The 17859-nt window shown below is 71.4% G+C and carries 6 protein-coding genes; all 6 read left to right on the top strand.

Annotation, left to right across the window (positions count from 1 at the left end; all coding sequences use genetic code 11):
• Positions 1 to 337 precede the first annotated feature (337 nt).
• The 6 genes from ABLG96_RS02445 to ABLG96_RS02420 are packed head-to-tail and all read left to right on the top strand — an operon-like array spanning position 338 to position 17774.
• Entirely contained in the window at positions 338 to 2335 is a 1998-nt protein-coding gene (locus tag ABLG96_RS02445; RefSeq protein WP_353649842.1) for a non-ribosomal peptide synthetase, read from the top strand.
• Positions 2332 to 4092 carry a beta-ketoacyl synthase N-terminal-like domain-containing protein gene (locus tag ABLG96_RS02440; protein ID WP_353649841.1) on the top strand — a complete coding sequence of 587 codons (1761 nt, stop codon included), beginning with the start codon at positions 2332 to 2334 and terminating at the stop codon, positions 4090 to 4092. The genes ABLG96_RS02445 and ABLG96_RS02440 overlap by 4 nt, the downstream gene beginning before the upstream one ends.
• A complete protein-coding gene (locus ABLG96_RS02435) occupies positions 4089 to 5606 on the top strand; it encodes a thioesterase domain-containing protein (protein ID WP_353649840.1) in 1518 nt (505 codons plus the stop codon). The genes ABLG96_RS02440 and ABLG96_RS02435 overlap by 4 nt, the downstream gene beginning before the upstream one ends.
• Complete coding sequence (locus tag ABLG96_RS02430) at positions 5603 to 8065, top strand: lantibiotic dehydratase (RefSeq protein ID WP_353649839.1); 2463 nt, start codon at positions 5603 to 5605, stop codon at positions 8063 to 8065. Before ABLG96_RS02435 ends, ABLG96_RS02430 begins: the two co-directional genes overlap by 4 nt.
• Entirely contained in the window at positions 8062 to 11946 is a 3885-nt protein-coding gene (locus ABLG96_RS02425; protein ID WP_353649838.1) for an amino acid adenylation domain-containing protein, read from the top strand. Before ABLG96_RS02430 ends, ABLG96_RS02425 begins: the two co-directional genes overlap by 4 nt.
• Entirely contained in the window at positions 11943 to 17774 is a 5832-nt protein-coding gene (locus tag ABLG96_RS02420) for an SDR family NAD(P)-dependent oxidoreductase (RefSeq protein ID WP_353649837.1), read from the top strand. Before ABLG96_RS02425 ends, ABLG96_RS02420 begins: the two co-directional genes overlap by 4 nt.
• The last annotated feature ends 85 nt before the right edge of the window (positions 17775 to 17859 follow it).

Genomic DNA, 17859 nt, shown 5'->3' with positions numbered 1-17859 from the left:
GCCGGGACCAGCCGATGAATCCGCACGTTCCGCACCCCCGTGATCCGCTCGCCCGAGAACGCGTGTCACCAGCGGGTCTCTGCCGCCGACCGGAAGTAGATGATTTGTCAACAACCTACGTCCGCACTGCTTGACCGCAGGATATTTTCCTGCGAACTGATGACACACCCGCAACACTCACCTAACCTGTCGCAGTCAGTGATGGTGCGAAGTGTCACACACTCCGCCCCGTCCCCCGTTGGTGCGAACTGTCGGACACGGTGGTGTGTCGGCGGACGAACCCGTGTCGGCGCGCTCCGATCTCCACCCCCGATCGGCGAACGCCAGGAGCTCACCCATGTCGCCGGACGCTTCACGCCTGCCCGAGGAGCACCGACCACTGGTCGGCTGCGAGTCGACGGCGCACCCCTGCACGGTGATCAGCCGGTGGTCGGCGCTGGTCGACGCCGACCGCGACGCCCCGGCGGTCGTCTCCGACAGCGGCACCCTCACCCGTGGGCGGCTCGACGAGCAGGCGGCCGGACTGGCTCGGATCCTCCAGCTCGAGGTGCCGGTCCCACCGGACACTGCGCAGCAGCGCGTGGTCGCGGTGTTGGCCCCGCACGGCGAGGCGAGCGTCATCGCCATCCTCTCGGTCCTGCGGGCCGGATTCAGCTACCTGGTGCTGGATCCTCGATGGCCGAGTGCACGCATCGACTCCTGCTGCCGCGCTGCCCGCCCGCTCGCGGTGCTGGTCACCGCGGTGACGGCCGACAAGGTGCGGTCGGCAGCGGTGCCGCTGGTGATCGACATCGACGCCCACGCCGGCACCCGCCCGGACGAGCCCACCGACGCAGGCAGCGCGGATGCCGCCCCCACCTCGACGGACCCGGACGCAGTCGCCTACCTGTTGTTCACCTCGGGATCGACCGGGATCCCGAAGGCCGTGCAGCAGTCGCATCGCGGGGTGCTCGTCTGCGCCGACAACCAGCGGACGGCGCTGCAGCTGCGACCGAGCGACGTGCTCACCCTGCTCACACCGTTCTGCTACGACATGGCAGCCGTCGACCTGTGGTCGGCGCTGCTCAACGGGGCCGCCGTCGCTCCCTACGATCTGGCCACCCGGGGCCTGACCGGACTCGACGGCTTCCTCATCCGACACGGGGTGACGGTGTTCCACTGTGCCCCGACCGTGTTGCGGACGCTCGGTCTGCTCGGTGACCGGGTCGACGGCTCGGTGCACACCGTGCTGTTGGGCGGTGAAGCTGCCGTCCGCCGCGACGTCGAGGTGGCCCGCACACTCTTCGGCTCCGCTGTGACGATCGCCAGCGGATACGGATCCACCGAGGCGTCGTTCAGCACGATGTTCGTCACGCACGGGGTCCGGGAACCCCGCAGCACCGTCGAGCCGGCCGGCGGCCCGGGTTCGCCGTTGCCGATGGGACAGCCGTTGCCCGGCTTCACCGTCGAGGTGGACGCAACGGGGGAGATCCTGGTGACGGGTCGCGGCGTCGCTCTCGGCTACCTCCCGGACAGCGCCGCACCCGCGAGCGAGGAGGCCCGCTTCGGCGATGCCCCGGGTGGGCGACGCACCTTCCGCACCGGGGATCTCGGCGAGCGGATCGACGGCCTGCTGTATCACCGCGGACGGCTGGACCGTCAGATCAAGGTGCGGGGTATCCGCATCGACCCGGCCGAGGTGGAGGCGATCCTGCTGGACGTTCCCGGCGTGACCGGAGCGCTCGTCGGACCGGCAGATGCCGGTACCGGGTCGATCACGGGCGCCGAGCACCAGGCCCTCGTCGCCCAACTGACCGTCGGAGCCGCCGTGGTGCTCTCCACCGCCGAGCTGCACCGTCGGCTGTCCGCCCAGCTGCCCGCCGCGATGGTGCCCAGCCGGTTCGACATCGTCGAACGGCTGGACGTGACCGACACCGGCAAGCGGGTACGGCCGCAGACCATCGATGCGGTCGACCCGACCCCGGCCGATCGGTCGGCGGATACCCTCCTGGATCGAGTGCGCCGCACGGTGGCCGACGTGCTCGGCATCGAGGCGACGAGTATCGATCCGCGGTTGCCGCTGTTGGAGTCCGGGGCCCACTCCCTGGACCTGGTCCGAATCCACGCCGCCCTCAGCAGTTGGGGGGAGATCCAGCTGGTGGAGCTGTTCGGTCTCGGCTCGGTGACGGCCATCGCCGGACATCTCGACCGGCCCAGCGGAACCCTGGGCCCGGATGCGAGCGTGGCTGCCGGTTCCGCCGGCGCCACACCACCGGCCACGCGCGCGGCGACACGCCCGGCCGCTCCGCGCGCCGGACGTCGTGCCGCGCGGGTACCACCCAGGGGCGGCCGATGACCGCGCTGCAGCACCTTCTCGACGAGGAGCGGCCGGAGCGTCCTTCCTCAGATGTCGACGCTCCCGAGATCAGTGCCACGGACATCGCCGTGATCGGGATGGCCGGCCGCTATCCGGGATCGCCTGATCTGGACAGCCTGTGGGACAACGTGATCGCCCGCCGCGACGTGATCCGCGACCTCGACGACGCCGCGTTGCGGGCACTGGCAGTTCCGGTGAGCCTGCTGTCCAGGAGCGACCTGGTGCGCGCAGGGGGGCAACTGGAGGACGTCGACTGCTTCGATGCCGACCAGTTCGGGATCGATCTCGCCGAGCTGGCGCTGATGGATCCGCAGCACCGGATCTTCCTCGAGATCGTCGAGAGCGCACTGCAGAACGCCGGCCTCGGAGTCCGGGACCCGGCGGTCGTCGTCGGCGTGTTCGCCGCCGCCGGCCCGAACCGACACCACCTCGAGGAGTTGCTGCCGCTGCTGCGGCTCATCGATGCCAGCTGGGACACGTTGCTGCCCACCGGGATCGGCGCGGACCACATGGTCAGTCGGGTGGCGTACAAGCTCGGGCTCGACGGTCCGGCGATGGCAGTGGCGGCCACCTGTGCGGGTTCGCTGGCCGCGGTATGCACGGCGGCGACCGCGCTGATCGATCTGCAGTGCGACGTCGCCGTCGCCGGCGGCGTACATCTCACCAGTCCCCGCTACCTGCGACGCGGGCCGGGAACCACCTCCGCCGACGGACGCTGCCGCGCCCTGTCGGCGGACGCCGACGGGGCCGGGATGTCCAGCGGCGCCGGTGTGGTGGTGCTCAAGCGCCACCAGGACGCGGTGGACGACGGCGACCCGGTGCTGGCCGTCATCCGTGGCTACGCCATGACCAATGACGGTGCGGCGAGGGCGGGTTTCGCCGCCCCGGGGATCGCCGGTCAGCAGGCAGCCGTCGACCAGGCACAGGCCGCGGCCCAGGTCGGGCCCGGTGAGATCGGTGCGGTCTTCTGCCATGCCCTCGGTACGCCACTCGGAGATGCGATCGAAGTGGGCGCACTCCGGCGGGTCTGGGCGTCCGCCGACCGTCCGGCGCGGACCGCACTGGTGGCCCCCAAGACGCACCTGGGCAACCTGGATGTGGCGTCGGGAATTGCAGCGCTGCAGCTCGCGATCCTGGCCGCAAGGGCCGGAACCGTTCCCGGGAACCTTCATTTCAGCACCCCGGGCGCGCTGCTGGAGCTGGACGGCAGCGGGCTGACCGCGCAGGCCGGTGACGCCGCCTGGCCATCGGACCTCCGCCGGCTGGCGGGAGTCAGCTCCTTCGGAGTGGGCGGGACGAACGTCCATCTGGTGATCGAGGCCTCGGCGCTGCCGACGGACGAGGAGTGGGCGGCGGCGGTCCTCGACGAGCCGGTTCCGCTGTTGCTCAGCACCAGGACCGCCGCCGACCTGCGACTGTTCGCCGGCCGGCTCGCGGAGCACCTGGAGCGCCACCGACCCGCTCTGACTGCTGTGTCCCGCACCCTGCTCACCGGCCGTCGGGTCCACGCGTGCACCCATGTCGTGTGGTCCCGGTCGGTCGACGAAGCAGTGGCGCAGCTGCGGGCCGTGGCGAACGACCCGGCGCCGGCGCTCGATCACACACTCCCGACGATGCCCGCGCAATCCGCAGGGCCACAACGGGTACCGCTTCCCGCGCACCCATATCGACGCATCCGGATCCCCGGTCCGACCTCGGTCCTGCAGCCACTGATCGACGCCGGCGGTGCGGCATGACCGCAGGAACGGCCACCACCTGGTTCGCCCGTCCGGTGCGCACCCCGGCCCTCGCCGCCGATGCTGTTCCGGTGCTCTGCCTGCCCTACGCAGGCGGCGGCGCCAGCGCATTCCGCGGCTGGGCCGAGGCCTTCGCTCCGCAGGTCGACATCCGCCCCGTCCAGCTACCCGGGCGGGAGAGCCGCTGGGCGGAGGAGCCGGTGATCGATCCCGCCGCCCTGGCCGCCGCCATCAGCGAGACCGTCACCGGCGACTACCTCATCTACGGCCATTCGATGGGAGCCCGGCTGGGCTACGAGACCGTACGCTCGCTGGCCGCCACCGGCGGACCGCTGCCGCGACGCCTGGTGATCGGCGGCAGCCCGCCCCCCGACCTGCGCCTGGACGGTGATCTCAAGGACCTGTCCCGCCGCAGCGACGAGGAGATGATCACCCGGCTGGCGCGGCTGGGCGGGATGCCGCAGGAGGTGCTCGACTCAGCGGAGCTGATCGAGTTGCTGCTGCCGGCGATCCGCGCCGACTTCACCTGGATCGACGATTACCGCTGGGAACCCGGCCCTGCGCTGCCGGTCCCGGTCACGGCGGTGTGCGGGCGCCGCGACGGGGTGTGCCTACCGTGGACAGGCATCGGCTGGGCACGTCACAGCGCGCCCGGGTTCCGGCTCAGGACCATGCCGGGAGGCCACTTCTTCCTGCACGAGCAGTTCGGGCTGCTCGGGGGTCTGCTGCGCGCCGAGGCAGCCGACACCGTCGCACCCGCGAGCGCCGTCCGACCCGGAGAGGTGCACCTGGTACTCGCCGATCTGGACACGATCGACGACCGGGAGCTGGCCGGTCTCGCCGATCAGCTCGCCCCCGAGGAACACGACCGAGCGGCGCGATTCGTCGACCAACGGGACTCCCGCCGGTTCACCGCACGACGCGGCATCGCCCGCGAGGTGTTGTCCCGCTTCGGATCCCGGTATTCACGGGCGCCCTTCCCGACCGGCGTCAACGGCAAGCCGGAGCTTCACGATGGGCCGCAGGTGAGCTGGAGTCACCGCGACGGTCGGCTGCTGCTCGCCGTGGCGGCCACGCCACTGGGCGTCGACCACGAGACCGAGCACTCGCTGCCGGACACGACGCAGCTGGCCGCGTCGATCCTGCACCCCGATGAGTTGATCAGGTTGGCCGACGTCCCCGAGCAGTGGCGCAGCCGCGAGCTGCTGCGCGCCTGGACCGCCAAGGAGGCCGTGCTGAAGTGCACCGGTCAAGGACTGACCGTCGAGCCCACCTCGTTGGGCCTGCAACAACAGGACCAGCACGCCGGCATCATCGGCGCCGACGACCATCGACAGCCGGCCGTCCTGCAGGTCACGAGTGTCCCTGCAGGACTGCGGGTTCCGGCTCCTGAGGTGGTCGTGGTGCAGCTCCGGACGGGTCCTGGCGCACTGGCGACCGAGCACATGTTCCACGACTGGTCTGCCGACGAGTGGGCCGCGTCAGCCGACGAACGAACAGGAGAACGCCGATGACCTCGCCGCACACCGTCGCACTCGGCTCGACCGGCTGGGAGATCTGGCGCGACGTGATCATCCGCAGCGCCGGCTTCCCGGTCGAGGGGTTGCAGCAGCTCCAGGATGCTCCGGCGGCGGCGGCCGTTGACTCAGCGCTGGCGGCCGCAGCGACACCGCAGCAGCTGAAGGCGCTGGCCGAGGAGGCGCTGCACCGGCAGCTGCCGACCGTCGAGCGGATCGCCACCGATCCGCTGCTGCGCGAAGCCATCGCCTGGCAGAACCCGAACGTCTTCCACGCCCTGGGACGGGTGGTTCCGGACGGGCCACGGAACTCCCGCTACTACCAGGGAGTACGGACGGTCGGCCGGTACTGGCAGCGGTATTGCAGCAAGAACGAGAGCATCGGCTTCTTCGGCCCCGCCACCTGGGCCCGGATCGACGACGACGGCCCGACCGTGCAGGCTCGACCGGGTTCCGGGTTGCTCGCGCGCCGCTGGACGAAGCTGGAGGACTGGGCACTGGACGCGTTGGCCTCAGCCATCGCCGCCGACCCGGCGGTGGCTCCACATCTGCCGGTGCGGATCCCGTCGTCCGTGATCCTCACCCCGCCGGTAGCCGGTTCACCCGCCACCGCGCGTGCTGCCACCGGCAAGCCGCTGCAGCTCAGCTCCCAGGAGCAGTGGCTGCTGCAGGCCGCCGACGGCCGCGCCCGGAGCGCTCTCGTCGTCGACGCGGTCGCCGCGGGCGCCGCCCGAACGGCGGGTGACGCCGATCTCACCCTGCGCCGGCTCACCGAACGCGGCCTGCTCAGCGTCGGTTTCGACGTCCGTCACGTGCACGACGTGGCCGACCGTCTGCTGGCCGATCTGCAGGCCCTGCCGGAACCAGCCCGCGCAGCCGCACTGCATCGCTTCGACGCGCTGGACACCGCCCGGGCCGCCCTGGCCGCCGCCGCCGGCGACCCGACCGCGGTGCTCGCCGCGGACAACGCACTGAAAGAGGTGTTCCGGCAACAGGTCTCGGAGGTGACGGAGCGACGCCCTGGCGAGACCTATGCCGGCCGCAAGCTCGCCTACGAGGACACCGCACGTGACCTGGCCGTCCGCTTCGGTCCAGCGCTGGTCGAGCGGATCGCGGCGCCGATGGGCCTGCTCCTGCAGGCTGCCCACTGGTGGTGCGCCCATCTGGAGGCGACCTTCACCGCGGCGTTCGGGGACCTGGTCGACGAGATGGGTGACGGTCGTCCGATGCCGTTGTCCGACCTGCTGTTCCTGGCCCAGGGTCTGCTCTGGGGTGAGCACAACCTGGTCGCGTCCCAGACGGACGAGTTCGCCGGCCGGTGGGCGGAGTTGCTGGGCACCGCAGGGGCGGAGCCACAGGACGGGCTGACCGGCTCGATCGAGCTGTCCAGCGCCGACCTCGCGCCGGAGATGGACAGGCTCTTCCCCCGGCTACCGCTGCGGTGGCGCGCTGCCCACATCCATTCGCCCGATCTGCAGATCGCCGCGAACGGGCTGGATGCGTTGCTCGCCGGCGAGTTCACGCCCGTGCTGGGCGAGCTGCACACCGGCGGTGGGACCTTCGATTCGGCCGCCACCACGCTGGCCCACCCGCATCCCGACGTGTTGGCCGAGGCACTGACCGCGGACATCGGCTCGCACCGGGTCCACGTCCTGCACGCCGACAGCTGGCCCCGCCAGCTGGGCCGACTGTCGACCGTCTTCGACGGCCCGCAGGACAGGTACCTGCCGGTCGCGCCGGAGCCGGTGCGGGGGATCGCCGAGCCCCACTTCCTCCCTCCGGGGGACGCGTTGGTCGTCCGCGACGACCAGGGTGTCGGGGTGTTCCACGGCGGCCTGCGCTGGTCGCTGATCGACGTGCTGGCCGATCTGCTGTGGATCCACACCGTCGACGCGTTCAAGATGGTCACCCCCGCCAGGTACACCCCGCGGATCAGCATCGACGGGTTGGTGATCAACCGCCGGTCCTGGCGGATCACCTGCGGGGAAACAGCTTTCGGCCGGATCACGGACGCTCCGAACCGTTTCGTCGAAGCCCGACGGCTCGCCGCCGAGCTGCACCTGCCGGATCGTTGCTACGTCAAGCTCGGCAGCGAGATCAAGCCGTTCTTCGTCGACCTGACGAGCCCGGTGCTCGCCGACGTCTTCGGCTGCATGGTCCGCTCCGCCGTGTTGGCTGAGGGGCCGCAGGTCACCTTGTCCCTCAGCGAAGCTCTGCCCGACCTCGAGCAGAACTGGTTGCCCGACGCCGAGGGCCGGCGCTATGTCTGCGAACTGCGGATGCAGTGCGTCGAGCGGGACGAGTTCTCGACCGGTCCCCAGGCCGTCCCGGTCACCGACGCTTCCGGCGTGCCGAAGACGGACGCCCCGGCACCGCCGTCCGTCGCAGCAAGTGTGAATGCCCTGTCCGGCGGCGACCGGACCAGCACCTCCGATCCGGCGGTGGCCGGCCGATGACGAGCACCGTCGATTCCCCGGTTCGCGCCGCCGTCGGCTCCGAACCGGATGCCGATACCGCCACAGCTCCCTTCCCGACGGTCGTCGAGGCAGTCCTTCACCGGTGGCGCCGCACCCCCGATGCGATGGTCGTCCGCGATGCTGAGGGCGAGCTCACCGCCGCCGAACTGGACCGGTGGACTGCTGCGGTCGCCGAAGAGATCCTGGGCCTGGTCGGCCGCGACGGGCCTCGCCGGGTGGCGCTGGATCTCGGTCGAGGCGTGCGACACGTCGTCGGTTTCCTCGCGGCGCTCCGGGCAGGCTGCTCGGCCGTGCCATTGGATCCGTCTGCGCCGCAACGGATGGCACAGATCGTCAGGGCCGCCGCGCCAGTCGCGGTGCTGGTCGGTCCCGAGTCGGCGACCTCCGGAGCCGCCGCAACGGCCCCTGCCCGCACCGCCGGAACGGCACCTGCCAGCACCGCCGGAACGGCGCCTGCAGACACTCCCGGTGCGGCGGTGGTCAGGCTGGCCATCGACCCGCTGCGTCACCGCCCGGCCCGGGAGCACGGGTCCGCGACCGCGGCGCGGCCGGTAGCGGCACCCGAGGACGAGGCCTACCTGCTGTTCACCTCCGGCTCGACGGGTGTCCCCAAGGGCGTGCGCATCCCGCACCGTGCGCTGGTGGAGTTCGCCTGGTCGATGGGCCGCTACCTGGGCATCACCGACGCCGATCGGGTGTTGGCCCTGACGGCCACCACCTTCGATCCGTCGGTCATGGAGATGTTCTGCGCCCTGGTGCACGGCGCACCGCTGTTCGTCGCCGGCGCAGCGGAGCGGATGGATCCCGTTCTGCTGCAGGAGTTCTGCGCACACCATCGGATCAGCTACGGCTTCTTCCCAGTTGCTGTGCTGCCGCTGCTGCACCCGGCGGCGTTGCCGACACTGCGTGTGTTGCACACCGGCGCGGAGGCGCCCGGCCCCGAACAGGTCGAGCGCTGGACAACCGGCAGCGATCGGCGGTTCATCAACTCCTACGGGCCGACCGAGAGCACCGTTGCCGTCTGCTCGCTCGACGCCTCCGGCAGTTGGACGTCCGCACTGCCGATCGGGCGGCCGCACGGTGGGCACCACCTGGTCGTCGCCGATCCGGACTCCCTGCTGCCCGTGCCGTTCCAGGACGAAGGGGAGCTGCTGATCGCGGGTCCTGGGCTCGCACTCGGCTACCTGGACGATCCGGAGCTGACGGCACATCGATTCGTCGTCCTCGACGGTGTCCGCTACTACCGCACCGGAGACCGGTGCCGGTGGAATGCCGATCACACCGTGCAGTTCCTGGGCCGCGCCGATCGGCAGGTGAAGATCCGGGGCCACCGGGTCGAGCTCGGCGAGGTGGAGGCAGCGCTGACCGCGCATCCCGCTGTCGTCCTCGCGGTCGCCGACATCGATCGGGCAGCCGACGGCAGCCGCCGGTTGGTCGCCCACCACACCGGCGAGGTCGCCGCCGCCGACCTCGTCGACTGGCTGGCCGACCGACTGCCGTCTGCGATGATCCCCTCGGCGATCCATCACGAGGATGCGCTGCACCGCAACGCTTCCGACAAGATCGACCTGTCCGCGTTGGCCGCCCGCCGAGCTGCCAGGGGCGCTGCCGAGGCAGCGCGGATCGTCCCGCCGCCCGATGGCTCTCAGATCGCGCCGACAGCCGCCGACCTCCCCACCACAGACGTCCCGACAACCGATGTCGTGGAAACCGTGCTGGGGCTGTGGACCGAACACGTCGGGCCGGTGGTCGAGGGCGCCGGGCTGTACGCCTGCGGTGGGTCGTCGGTCTCGGCCATGGCCATGGTGGACGGGATCCGGCGGCGCACGAGCCGCACGGTGCGCACCGTCGAGGTGCTGCGCGCTGCAGACGCCAGATCGTTGGCACGGCTGGTCGCGGCCCGAGCCCCCGATCCGGGCGTCGAGACGCACAGCACCGCCACCCTCCCCGCCCGGTTCACTCCTCATACCCACGTCGACACCCGGGCAGGCGAGGATGCCGGCGCGGATGCTGAGCCGCCGGGCCGGCTCTCGGCCGCCCAGCAGCGGCTCTGGCTGACCGAGCTGGTCAGCCGCTCCAGCCACGAGTCGAACATCGCTGTTGCCTACTCCCTGGTCGGACCGCTGGACCCGGATGCCCTGCGGTCGGCGCTGACCTCGCTCCTGGACCGTCATCCGGTGCTGCGCTGGTCTTTCCCGGAAGTGGCCGGCCGCGGGGTGATCCGCATGTCCGCGCCGCCGGCCCGGCTGCTCGAGGTGCACGAGGTGCCCGCGGGTGCCACCGCGACCGTCGTCCGGGACCTCGTCCGGCAACACTTCGACATCGCTGCTGGACCGCTGTGGAACGCCACCCTGCTGCACGAGGTCGACCACGGCGACGACGAGCACCTGCTCGTCCTCACCTTCCACCACCTCGTCTGCGACGGCTGGTCCGTCGGTCCGTTGGTGGACGATCTGGCAGCCGGCTACCGACGCGCGACCGCCGGCAACCCGCCCGACGCCTCCTCCGCCGGCTCGTTCGCCGCGCACATCGAGTGGGAACACGAGCGCCACCGCAACGGCGGACCCGCCGATGCGCTCTGGTGGGCGGAGCACCTGGCCGGCGTGCCCGACATGATCGAGCTCGCGGACCCCGCACCGACCGCTGCCACGTCGGTCGGTGCCGAGCGGGCGATCGGCGAGTACTCCGCGTCGCTGCTTCGCGATCGGGCCGCGCTCGACGAGGCAGCGAGGTCCCTGAACGCATCGACCGCCGCCGTCCTGTTGGCAACGTTGGGAGTACTGCTCCGGCGCCGGACGGGCTGCGACGAGGTCGTCGTCGGGCTGGTGGTGGCCGGTAGGGACCATCCGGAGTCGGTGGCCACGGTCGGCATGTTCAGTGACATCGTCCCGGTCGTCCTGCGCCCAGGGGCGTCGCCGACCTTCCGCGCAGCCGTGCTCGCCGCCGAACAGGAGATCGCAGACACCGCCGACCACGCTGCCGTCTCCCTGCAGGAGATCATCCGCGTCGCACGAGCCCGCCGGGTCGACGGTCGGGGCACCCTGGTCCAGGTCCTGTTCAACCTGTACAACTTCCCGTTGCCGATCCCCGATCTCGGCGGGCCGGTGGTCACGGCTGTCGAGGTCCCCGCCTCCGGATCCCCCTTCGACCTCACGCTCTACGTGCAGCCGGACCCGTCGTCCGCCGAGCACGACGGCGCCACCGCAGCGATGATCAGCCGTGCCGTGCTGCGGCCAGGACTCGTCGCGCGCGGCGACCAGGTACCGCAGGAGTTCAGCACGTTGCTCGCTGCGCTGCTCGCCGATCCTGTTGCCCCACTGCAGATTGCGGTCCCCGCCTCACTCACCGAGGCCGCCGCCGCACCACACCCGGACGACGTGCCCGCAGGCTCCGCCTTCCACGACGCTCCCGCAGGCTCCGCCTTCCACGACGCTCCCGCAGGCTCCGCCTTCCACGACACCGGACACGGTCGTCGCGCGAGCGCCTCCGTCCCGCCCGCGACGCCCACCGAGCGGGCGCTCGTGGCGATCTGGACGGACGTCCTGCAGTCCGAGATCACCGGCGTCACCGACAATTTCTTCGACGTGGGCGGGCACTCGCTCGCGGTCGCCGAAGTGCGTGCCGGGATCGCCACCCAGTTGGGCCGTGAAGTCTCGATGGTCGACCTGTTCACCTGGCCGACCGTCCGGGAGATCGCCGACCAACTCGATGCCGCCGTCGCCCGCTCCGCCGCGCCGACCGACACCGCCGGCGACAGACCCATGACGCATGTCGCTGCCCCCGTCGACCGCGGGGCGGCCCGCCGCGCCGCCGCCCGACGTTCACCCCGCACCGCACCGCAGAGAAGAGAACGCTCATGACTGCCGTCCCCGACCAGCTGGACCTCTCGACGCATCCCGACCCGGACGATCCGGATCTGCGAGTGTCGGCCGCCGAACACGCTGCGCCGCAGCAGGATCCGACACCGCACGAACACCCGGACGACGGCAACGCCACCGACGACCTCGGTCCCGGTCTCGAACCCATCGCGATCGTCGGGATGGCTGCCCGCGTTCCGGGAGCCTCCGACGTGGAGACGCTCTGGTCCAACCTGTTGGACGGGGTCGAGGCAAAGACACGATTCAGCCTCGACGAGCAGCGAGCCCTCGGCATGAGCGACGACGACGTCGACGACGAGGAGTTCGTCCCGGAAGCCTTCGTCCTGCAGCACCACGACGAGCTGGACGCAGCACTGTTCGGGATGACCCCCCGCGAGGCTTCGATGGCCGACCCGGGGCAGCGCCTCATGCTCGAGCTGGCGCACACCGCCCTGCACCACGCCGGGATCGACCCCGCACACTTCGACGGCGACATCGGCGTCTACTGCGGCGGTGCGGGGACCCAGTACCTGTGGCGCAACGTCAAGGCCAATGCCTCGGTGCTGGCCGGCGCCGGCGAGCTGGGGGCCGCCATCGGGAACGGCCAGGACTACCTGTCCACCAACATCTCCTACAAGCTCGGCCTCACCGGCCCGAGCATGACGGTGGTCACCGCGTGCTCCACGTCGCTGGTCACCACCCACCTGGCCTGTGAGGCACTGCGGAACCACGAGTGCGATGCCGTGATCACCGGAGGGGTGTCGATCGAGCTCCCCCAGGGTGCCGGTTACATCTCCGAGCACGACTTCACCTCGCCCACCGGGCAGGTGCGCGCCTTCGATGCCGGCGCGGCGGGCACCGTGTGGGGTTCCGGCGGCGGCGCCGTGGTGCTGCGTCGACTCTCGGACGCGCTGCGCGACGGCGACACGGTGCACGCCGTGATCCTGGGCAACGCCGTCAACAACGACGGCGCCACCAAGGTCGGCTTCTCCGCACCCAGCGTGCAGGGCCAGGTCTCGGTGATCCGTCAGGCGTTGCAGGTGGCCGGGATCTCGCCGCGCAGCATCGGCTACGTCGAGGCGCACGGCACCGGAACGTCGCTGGGCGATCCGATCGAGGTGCAGAGCCTGACCACCGCCTACGGCGAGGAGCTCGCGGCCGAGCGAACAGCGAAGGACCCGAGTGCCTCGACCGACACCACGTTCGCACCGCAGGACCGGCAGTGGTGTGCGATCGGTTCGGTGAAGTCGAACCTCGGCCACCTCTCCCAAGCGGCGGGGGTGATCTCGCTGATCAAGGCGGCACTGGTGCTCCGGACAGCCACCGTGCCGCCGACCCTGCACTTCGAGAAGCCCAATCCGGCCATCGATTTCGAGTCGGGACCGTTCTATCCGGCCGCTTCGTTGGGGGCCTTCCCGGCGGTCGACGGTCCACGCCGGGCCGCCGTGTCCTCGTTCGGCATCGGCGGGACCAACGCGCACGTCATCCTCGAGCAGGCCCCCGATCCGGCCCGCGCAGCCTCCGCGCCGCAGGAGGGGCCGGCATCGTCGCGCACCCAGGTGCTGCCGCTCTCGGCCAACACCGACACCGCTCTCGCCGCAACGGCGACGCGACTCGCCGCTCACCTGCGCACCCATCCCGAGCTGGACCTGGCCGATGTGGCCAGAACCCTGCGCACCGGGCGGATCGCCTACTCGCGGCGGTCGGCCGTGATCGCCGCCGACTCGGGCGATGCCATCGCCCAGCTCACCGCCGGCCCGAAGCTGATCGGCAGCGCGGGCACCCCACGACTGGGAATCCTGTTCTCCGGTCAGGGATCCCAGTTCCCCGGAATGGGTCGTGCGCTGTACCACCGGTCCGCCGAATACGCGGCGGCCGTCGACGAGTGCAGCGACGTGCTGGGACCGATCCTCGGCCTGGATCTGCGGGAGCTGATGCTCGTCGATCCGGCCGACACCGAGGCCGCTGCACCCGCCGCGCAGGCGCTGACCCAGACCTTCATCACCCAGCCGGCGCTGTTCACCGTCGAATACGCGCTGGCCCGGTTCTGGACCGCAGCAGGAGCCCGACCCGCCGTCCTGATCGGTCACTCGATCGGCGAGTACGCGGCCGCGGTGACCGCCGGGATCTTCCCCCTGCACGCAGCGCTCGAGCTCGTCGCGACCCGCGGCCGCCTGATGCACAGCATGCCGCGCGGCGTCATGATGGCCGTCCAGTTGCCGGCCGCCGAGGTCCGGCCACGGCTCACCGACGGCGTCGAGATCGCCGGGGTCAACGGCCCCAGGATGACGGTCGTCGGCGGCACCGCCGAAGCCATCGACGCGTTCGCGGACACGTTGCCCACCAAGGCATCCGGCGCACGACTGCGCACCTCGCACGCGTTCCACACGGCAGCGATGGACCCGATCCTCGACGAGTTCGCCGCGGCGGTCGCCGCGGCGGGACCGGTGGCCCCCCAGCTGGACATCATCTCCGGTCTGACCGGCGAGCTGCTCACCGCCGAGCAGGCCACCGATCCGCGGTACTGGGCACGTCAGTTGCGCGAGCCGGTGCTGTTCGGTGCCGCGGTGGCCACTGCCCTGGCAGCCGGTGACGTCCAGTTCCTGGAGTGCGGACCGGGTCGTCAATTGGCCGGCCTCGCCCGCATGCAGACGGGCCGCGGTCCCGCCCCGCAGTACTCGCTCGCCGGTCCCGGCGACACCGAGACCGACCTGGACATCATCGGCCGCTCATGGGCGCGGCTGTGGGTCGACGGCAACGATCTCGAGCTGACCACCGCACCCGCGGGTCGCCGGGTCGCCCTGCCCACCTACCCGTACGAACGCCGTCGGCACTGGATCGACCCGTCACCCCTGGTCGCAGGATCTGCCGGCCCGGGCGCCGCACCCGCGGTGCATCGCGGACCGGCCGAGGTGATCGAGGACTGGTTCGCCGTTCCGACGTTCCGCGAGCTGCCTCCCCTGTCTGCCACGACCGTGGCCGCGCCGGTGCTCGTCATCGGCAGCGGCGCCCGCGCCGATCGCATCGCGGCAGCACTGCGGGCCGGTGGGACCGAGGTGCTCCCGCTGGACACCGACGCTGCCGGGGTCGCCGCTGCGGTCTCAGCCGCAGGACTTGCAGCAGGGCCGGCAGCGCATTCCGGCGTCACCGACCGGGCGCCGGAGGCAATCAGGTTGGTACACGTGCGCGCCCTGGACAGTGCCCCGGATGAGTTGCTGCAGAATGGTTTCCACGACCTGCTCGGCGTCCTGCAGGCACTCGCCGAGCTGCCGGAGCCGCCCACGGTGGCGTTGACGGTGCTGACCCCACCGGTCGCCCCGGTCACCGGCGGCGAGGATGTCGTGGCCCAGGCAGCGCTGGTCGCCGGTCCCGTCCGGGTGGGCGCGTTGGAGTTGCCGTTCCTGCGGACCAGGTGGATCGATGTCGACGACCGCAGCCGCGATTCGGCGGTCGTCCGCGAGTTGTTGGCCACCGGCGAACCGCGTGAGGTCTCGCTGCGATCGGACCGGCGGTGGGTCAAGGACTTCACCCAGACCCGTCCGACGGCGCAGCAACCAGGGTTCCGCGAGGGAGGCCGCTACCTGATCACCGGCGGGACAGGCGGCATCGGGGTGAGTGTGGCGACCGAGCTGGCGAACCGGTACCGCGGTCGGTTGGCGCTGCTGGCCCGTACCCCACTCCCGCCGCGGGAGAGCTGGCCGGCACCGGGAGCCGAGAGCCTCGGCGGGGATCGCACTGCACGCACCATCGCTGCTGTTCGGGCGATGGAGGGAGCCGGCGCCGAGGTAAGGGTCATCGCTGCCGACGTCACCGATCCCGCCGCGCTGGCCGCGGTTGCGGCCGAACTCAACGAGGCCTGGGGCGGGCTGGACGGCATCGTGCACGCCGCCGGTGTGGCGGGTGGCGGCATGCTCGAGGTCAAGGAGCCGGCGGTGGCCGACTCGGTGCTGGCGCCCAAGGTGGCCGGCGCGCTGGCCCTGCGGACCGCGTTCGCCGAGGTGCCGGTCGAGCTGGTGGTGTTGTGTTCGTCGATCACGGCGTTGGCCGGTGACATCGGGCAGGTCGACTACTGCTCGGGCAACGCGTTCCTGGACGCGGTGGCCGCCGCCCCCGGGTGGTCGGGGCCCGTGGTCAGCGTCAACTGGGGCGGCTGGTCGGAGATCGGAATGGCCGTCGAGACGGTCTCGGTGCCGGGCGGTGCCGTCAGCGGCGATCCGCTGGTTCCCGGAACAGCCTCTGCCGCAACCGCTCTCCAGCCGATGGAGCACCCGCTCCTGACCCGCTGCGACGGCGTGTCCGCCGAGGGCGAGATCTCGGCGGAGACCCACTGGGTGCTCGACCAGCACCGGATCGGCGGCGTGCCGGTGCTCCCGGGAACCGGGATGATCGAGGCGATCGTCGCTGCCCATCGGGCCTGCTTCCCGGACGCGCCGGGCGTCTCGATCGCCGATCTGGCATTCCTGGCCCCGCTGCGGGTGCCCGACGGAGCCGCGGCAACGCTGCGCGTCGAGTTCGTCGCCGAGCCGGGTGCCGACACCGCGACCGGGGAACGCGCGGTGACCGTGCTTCGCACGCTGGACGGCGTCACCACCCGGCATGCGCAGGCGTCGGTGACCGCGACGACCGAAGCTGCCGGCGCACTGGATCCGGAGGCCCTGCTGGCCGGCGTCCTGGAGAAGGACGCGGCCGCCAGCGGGCTGTTCCGCGGCCAGTCGAGGACGAGCGTCGTGAGCTTCGGACCGCGCTGGGATGTGTTGCGCCGGCACTGGATGGGACCGGGGATGGAAGTGGCGGAACTGGTTGCCGTTCCTGATGTGACTGCCGCTGATGTCACCGTTTCAGATGTCACCGTCCCTGAGGTCACCGTCCCTGAGGTCACCGTCCCTGGTCCTGGGGCGAGCAGCGAGGGCTGGCACCTGCACCCGGCGCTGCTGGACGTCGCCACCGCCTTCAGCGAGCGGGGCGATGGTGCCTACCTGCCGATCGGGTACGGCGAGGTGACCGTGTTCGCGCCCCTGCCGGCCGAGTTCCTGTCGGTCCTGCGCTACAGCGGAGAGCCCGGCGAAGTGGTCGCCGCCGATCTGGAGCTGATCGATCCGGACGGCCGGATCCTGGTGCGCATCAGGGACTTCGCGCTGCGGCGCATCGACCCGGAAGCCGTCACGGCCGGCGACCGGCCATCGGACGGGCAGCTGCCGGCCGCAGAACCGGTGTCCGACACCGCACCCCATCGGGTCAGCTCGGGCGCCGCCGGGATCCGGATCGCCACGGCCGACGGGGTGACCGCTTTCCGGTTGCTGGCGTCCTCCGGACTCGGGCCGCAGGTGGTGATCAACCCCATGAGCGTGGCGGAACTCCTGGACCGGGTCCGTTCCGGCGGGACCGATCCGGAGGAGGTCGTCCAGACCGGCGACGGTCCGGTGCCGTCCGGCAGTGGAACGGTGGCCACCATCGCGGCCGTCTGGTCGGCGGTGCTCGGCGTCCCCGACGTCGCAGCGGAGGACGACTTCTTCGCGTTGGGGGGCAACTCCCTCGTCGCGGTGCAGTTGATCGGCCAGATCCGCAAGGCCGTCGGGGTCCGACTGCCCATGCGGATCATCTTCGACGCCCCTACGGTGCAGGAGATGGCCGACCAGGTGGACGCGATGCGCGCCGCCGCCGAGGCCACCGGATCGCCTGCAGCGTCGGGGTCGCCGGAAGCATCGGCGGTATCCGCACTTCCTGCCGCGGAGGCGGCAGAGGTCGAGAACGCCGAGCAGCCGACCCTGTCGACCGATGGGGCAGGCCCGGAAGACGGCAGCATCCCGCGACTCGTCCGACCCGGCAGATGAGTCGCAGCCCTGCAGACCGCGCCCGCCCGTCCGGCTCCGCACCGCCGGCACCAGCATCGACCACCACGCCAGTCGTGGACCGGTC

Origin of the sequence: Nakamurella sp. A5-74, from assembly GCF_040438885.1 — a bacterium.
Classification (GTDB): Bacteria; Actinomycetota; Actinomycetes; order Mycobacteriales; family Nakamurellaceae; genus Nakamurella.
This window is presented reverse-complemented; position numbering and strand designations above follow the sequence as displayed.